This is a genomic window from Mesorhizobium sp. M4A.F.Ca.ET.050.02.1.1 (genome assembly GCF_003997725.1).
GTDB lineage: Bacteria > Pseudomonadota > Alphaproteobacteria > Rhizobiales > Rhizobiaceae > Mesorhizobium.
The window spans coordinates 1-5,124 of the sequence record NZ_RZSG01000433.1 but is presented as its reverse complement, the minus strand read 5'-3'; the positions used below and the strand labels follow the sequence as shown (position 1 = coordinate 5,124).

Below are 5,124 nucleotides of genomic sequence, written 5' to 3'. Positions count from 1 at the left end.
TGGGCGTGGGAACGCTCCTGCTGCTTTCCCTGACCGGGCGGGAAATCAGCCGCGAGGCGGACCAGCCAGCGGGTGGTGGCAACTATTTCGCCTACGAAATCAGCATGCGACGCGTCGTCCACGCATGGCGGCCGATCGACAGGCCGGCACCGCGACTGGATGGTTGATTTGGCCGGAAGCGAGCAAGTCTAGGCTTCTGGTTAAAATCACTTTTACGCCCGGCGCCATATGCTGCCCCGATCGACCTGGCACAAGGCATGGTGGCGATGTTCGGGCGCAGGATCTTCGGCAAGCAGCAGCACAGCTTTGCCGAGCTCAAGAAAAGGATGCGTCCGACGCCCGATGCCGACGGCGTGACGCGCGTATTCTCCAAGGAACTCTGGGACGATCCGAAAATCGGCTCCATGCTGCGCGAGCTCGGCTTCGCGCCGGACGATCAGCGCAACATAATGCGCACGGCCGACGACTACATCGCCCTCTTCGCCACGGCCAAATACCGGCTTCAGAAGCGCACCGAGACCTTCAACCGCGATATGGCGGCACGCCATGGCTATTGCCGTGCCGCCCCCTTCCTGGTCATCGATCAATCGATCTGGGACGGCGAGCATGGCGCGTTCCTCTATGCCCAGATGGATCTCATCGGTTTCGACGACTGGAATGTCATCATGCTGGCGGTGGATGCGCGGACCACGCAATTGTGCGGCCTGCCGGCGCATCCGGGCGCGGTGCCGGCGCTCACCCAGGTGATGACCGAGCATGTGATCAGATGGAAAACGCGTTACGAATTCGCGCTGGAGGAATTCGGTGTCACCGCCACCGGCGGTCAAGGCATTACGCGGGAGCAATTCGAGGCGCAGAAGGAAGCGCTGCGCCAGGAAATCATCGACACCGTTGCCTCGATGAAGCCGCGCACCATCGGTGAATTGTAATCAGTCGGGGATGATAGCTGTGCTCCTCAACGGATCATGAGGGCGGTGCCGTAGAGTCCCAGAGCGAACATCGTGTGAGAGACGAGGTTGAGGGCGCGGATCTGCATCGGATTTGGCCGCTTCGAGGCGGCCCAGCCGGCGCCCATACCGGGCGCGAGCAGGAACCAGCCGGCGCCGACAGTGACGATGCCGAGGATGAAGGCCGGCAGGAAGGTCGGCTGGGCGAGCCACGCCGTTCCCGCGAGCACGACCAGGATGATGCCGTAGACGATGCCGACAAAATAGTGGAAGGCCCAGCCCAGCGCCACTTCATGCGCGTAAGGCGCGGCTTCGCCGATATCGTCGTGGAAGACCTTGCTCCTGAGGTGCCAGACCCATCGGCCGACCGGCCCCCAGTTCGGCCGCGGCTGCGCAAAGGCCTTGTTGAGGAAAACAGCCCAGATATCCATCAGCAACGTCGCGCCGATGCCGATCGCCATACTGCGCCAGATTACATCGAACATCGGTCAGTTCCCCGAAGGCAAGAAACATCAAGCGCGGCCGGGCGCGATCCTTGGCGATGTCTGGTCCGGCTCGGCCCGGTCCAGTGCTAGAGCTGTTCCAGGATGTGCGCGGCACCCGACGTGTCGACGCCGGGCTTGGTCTCGACGTTGAGAGCGGTGACCTTGCCGTCCTCGACGATCATCGAAAAACGCTTCGAGCGCAGCCCCATGCCGTTTGCGGAAAGGTCATTGTCGAGACCGACCGACTTGGCGAAGTCGCCGCTGCCGTCGGCCAGATAGAGGATCTTGTCCTCACCGCCGCTGAAGCGCGCCCAGGCACCCATGACATGCACGTCGTTGACGGAGACCACGGCGATCGTGTCGACGCCGCGCGCCAGGATGGCGTCATGGTTTTCCAGATAGCCGGGCAGGTGGTTGTTGCTGCAGGTCGGCGTGAAGGCGCCGGGAACGCCGAACAGCACGACCTTCTTGCCCGCGAAGAGGTCAGCCGTCGTGATCGGCTTGGCACCGTCGGCGGTCATCGTCTTGAAGGTCGCATCGGGCAGTCTGTCGCCAACGGAGATCATTGAATACCTCGTTCGATGATGGGTGGGAAGTGTGGCAGGATGTTTCCCTTGCGATAGCGAACTCGGATGCCGTCCGCAACCGCTGGCGCGCCTGGAGCAAAGGATGTCTCGAACTGCGCACCAATTGGAGTGTCACGGAAACGGCAGCAGACCCTCGACAGCGCCCTCGGCGCTGGTCAGCGTGTAATGGAGCCCGCCGTCGGTCGGCGTGGTCGATGGCCGGTCGAGGATCGGCACCGTGAACACCAGTTTGCCGTCCTTTTCGCTGCGCATCGGGGCGCCGAACATATAGTCCCGCTCGCCGGCGACGAAGAAGTCGGCCGCTTGCGGGTCGCCGGGGAAGCTCGCCTCGACGACCAGCGTCTCGTGGTCGCCGGGCAGCACGTTGACGCCAAAATCGGGCCTTGATGGCGCCGGCAGCGCCGCGAATGCCCCTTGCACCTGCGCAGTGTCCTTCACATTGTCCGCATCGGAAGCCGGGTCGAGGCTCAGCCGCGTCTGCACGGGAATGCAGATCGTCTCGCAGATGCCGAGGAAGACATCGGCCACAATGACGGCCGGCTGGTCGGCGGCCGACAGCATGAAGGTCACCGGCAGTGAAACCGGATGATCGTAGCCAGCCCATTTGCCGTAGCCGTCGTCGTGGCGTTGCGGCGGCGGAAACGAGATTGCGGCGCTCGTAATGTTGGTGCTGGGCGAAATGTCGATCTGCGGCGGCACGCCGGCGTCGCCTGGATCGCGCCAATAGGTCTTCCAGCCAGGCTTCAGTGCGATTTCGAGCACGCCCTGGACACGCCCGGCCTCGTCGGGCTTGCCGCTGGTCACAAGCCGCACCTTGCCGCCTTCGCTGTTGTACCAGATCGACGAGGAGGCCGATGCGGGAACGCTCATTCCCAGTCCAACGGCGGAGCAGAGCAGCAGGATCTTCAGGCTTCGCATGGCAGTGATTTGATCGTCAGTTCGTGGCTGCGCAATGATGTCATGAGCCTTTCGGTATCATATTTGCGTGAGATCGTGCACGCCGCCCGCAAGTGAGCGGCGAATTCTACGGCGGCAGCCAACCCTCAAATCGCGCGTCGCGCATCTTTTCGGCGCCCCGGAAACGGGTTACCCTCCCTTCCATGGACTTGTTGCGCCACAAGAAGACGACCGCCGGACGCGGTTTTCTCGACGATCAGTTCCTGATTGCCATGCCCGGCATGAAGGACGACCGCTTCACGCGCTCAGTCATCTACATCTGCGCCCACAGCGACGAGGGCGCGATGGGCCTGATCATCAACCAGACGCAGCAGATGCTGTTTCCGGACCTTCTGGTGCAGCTCGGCATCATGAACGAGCAGGAGGCGATCCGCTTGCCGGCGCATGCGCGCGACTTCGTCGTGCGCAACGGCGGGCCGGTGGACCGCAGCCGCGGCTTCGTCCTGCACTCCGGCGATTACCGGGTGGAATCCTCGCTCAGCGTCTCCGACGACATCTGCCTGACCGCCACCGTCGACATCTTGCGCGCCATCTCGTCCGGCAGAGGGCCCCGGCATGCGCTAATGGCGCTCGGCTATTCCGGCTGGGGCGCCGGGCAGCTGGAAAGCGAGATCGCCGAGAATGGCTGGCTGACCTGTCCGGCGACGCCGGAGCTCTTGTTCGACACCGATATCGAGCGCAAATACGACCGCATCCTCGCTTCGATCGGCATCGATCTCGCGCATCTCAGCCTGGCGGCCGGCCACGCGTGATCACGCCTGCGTAAGCGGGTACTGTTCCTTCAGCGTCTTCAGCACCTGGTCGCCGGGCATCGGCGCGCCGAACATGAAACTCTGCACATATTCGCAGCCCATCTGGCGCAGCTCCAGCGCATCGCTCTCGTCCGAGATGCCTTCCGCCACGACCGACAGGCCAAGCTCATGCGCCATGTTGACCATGGATTTGAGCAGCACCGCGCGCTTCGGCGTCGCGTCGTCGACGAAGCTCTTGTCTATCTTGATCGTGTCGAAAGGGAAACGCGTCAGATAGGACAGCGACGAATAGCCGGTGCCGAAATCGTCGAGCGACAGCCCGATCCCGAGCTGCTTCAGCTTTGTCAGCACATGCGCGGTCTGCTCCGGATTGTCCATCACCAGCGACTCGGTGAGTTCGAGGCGGAAGCAGCGCGGCTTCAGATTGGCGCGCGCGATGACCGAGCGCACGTCGCTGACCAGGTCGCGGCGGATCAACTGGCGGCTGGAGAGGTTGACCGAAACCGACAGCGGCGCGTCGCCGATCTGCTTCTGCCAGGTCGCCAGGTCCTCTGCCGCCTGCTGCATGGCGAACAGGCCGAGCTGCACGATCAGCCCGCAGCTTTCGGCCACCGGAATGAAATCGCCCGGCGGGATCATGCCGCGACGCGGATGGTCCCACCTGAGCAGCGCCTCGAAGCCGGCGACGCTGCCATCCTCCAGCCGCACGATCGGCTGGTAGGCAAGGGTGAATTCACGGCGCTCGATGGCGCGGCGCAGGTCGGATTCGAACTGCAGCCGGTCGGTGCCGACGGTGCGGAAGGCCGGCCGGAACGGCTCGATCCTGTCGCCGCCAAAGCGCTTGGCCTGGTGCATGGCAAGCTCGGCGTCCTTGACCATGTCCTCGGACGAGGTCTGCGCCGTCGTCCAGGTGATCAGCCCGATCGAGGCGGTAAGCACGATCTCGCGCTTGGCGAATGTGATCGGGTTGTTGATGGCGTGCTTGATGGCGTCCGCCACAGCGGCGATACGGGCCGGATCCTGTTCCGACAGGAGCATCAGCGCGAACTGGTCGCCGGCAAAGCGCGACAGCGAATCCTTGGGCTTCAAGAGCCGATGCAGGCGGCGTGCGATGGTGAGCAGGATGGTGTCCCCGGCGGAGATGCCGAGGCCGTCATTGACCTGTTTGAAGCGGTCGATGTCGATGACGAAGACGGTCGGGCGCACCTTGTCCTCGGTGCGGGCGATCGAGATGATCGCCTCCAGCCGGTTCATGAACAATTCGCGGTTGGGCAGGCCGGTCAAATTGTCGTGCACGGCGTCGTGCAGCAGCCTTTCCTCGGATTTCTTTTGCTCAGTGACGTCGACCATGGTGCCGACGCAGCGGATCACCTCGCCGTCCGAGCCAATCACCGGG

General features: G+C 63.6%; 6 protein-coding genes. 2 read left to right on the top strand and 4 right to left on the bottom strand.

Translation table 11 applies throughout. The features are described from left to right. The first annotated feature begins 257 nt into the window (after positions 1-257). Entirely contained in the window at positions 258-929 is a 672-nt protein-coding gene (locus tag EOA33_RS23670; RefSeq protein ID WP_127406725.1) for a hypothetical protein, read from the top strand. 26 nt (positions 930-955) lie between these two features. Here EOA33_RS23670 and EOA33_RS23665 read toward each other — a convergent pair whose 3' ends face one another. From EOA33_RS23665 to EOA33_RS23655, 3 genes are all read right to left on the bottom strand, one after another. Continuing rightward, the gene (locus tag EOA33_RS23665; protein ID WP_127406724.1) at positions 956-1,432 is read right to left on the bottom strand and encodes a DUF2938 domain-containing protein; all 477 of its coding nucleotides are present in this window, start codon (positions 1,430-1,432) and stop codon (positions 956-958) included. An 86-nt stretch (positions 1,433-1,518) separates the two neighbouring features. Further along, positions 1,519-1,998 (bottom strand): peroxiredoxin, encoded by a 480-nt coding sequence (locus tag EOA33_RS23660; protein ID WP_126055909.1) that lies wholly within the window; start codon positions 1,996-1,998, stop codon positions 1,519-1,521. A gap of 132 nt (positions 1,999-2,130) precedes the next feature. Continuing rightward, on the bottom strand, positions 2,131-2,937 hold the full coding sequence (locus EOA33_RS23655) for a protein-disulfide reductase DsbD domain-containing protein (RefSeq protein WP_126055908.1): 807 nt from the start codon (positions 2,935-2,937) through the stop codon (positions 2,131-2,133). Between the two features lie 182 nt (positions 2,938-3,119). Here EOA33_RS23655 and EOA33_RS23650 point away from each other — a divergent pair, with 182 nt between their 5' ends. After that, positions 3,120-3,728, top strand: coding sequence for a YqgE/AlgH family protein (locus EOA33_RS23650; protein WP_126055907.1), 609 nt, complete (start codon positions 3,120-3,122; stop codon positions 3,726-3,728). Here EOA33_RS23650 and EOA33_RS23645 read toward each other — a convergent pair. Then, on the bottom strand, positions 3,729-5,124 hold a 1,396-nt coding region (locus EOA33_RS23645), incomplete at its 5' end, for a bifunctional diguanylate cyclase/phosphodiesterase (RefSeq protein WP_145989252.1).

What these genes read in the sequence shown, in the direction of transcription:
- EOA33_RS23670 (WP_127406725.1), top strand. Translation starts at nt 258, where the DNA reads ATGGTGGCGATGTTCGGGCGCAGGATCTTCGGCAAGCAGCAGCACAGC.
- EOA33_RS23655 (WP_126055908.1), bottom strand. Translation starts at nt 2,937, where the DNA reads ATGCGAAGCCTGAAGATCCTGCTGCTCTGCTCCGCCGTTGGACTGGGA.
- EOA33_RS23650 (WP_126055907.1), top strand. Translation starts at nt 3,120, where the DNA reads ATGGACTTGTTGCGCCACAAGAAGACGACCGCCGGACGCGGTTTTCTC.
- EOA33_RS23660 (WP_126055909.1), bottom strand. Translation starts at nt 1,998, where the DNA reads ATGATCTCCGTTGGCGACAGACTGCCCGATGCGACCTTCAAGACGATG.
- EOA33_RS23665 (WP_127406724.1), bottom strand. Translation starts at nt 1,432, where the DNA reads ATGTTCGATGTAATCTGGCGCAGTATGGCGATCGGCATCGGCGCGACG.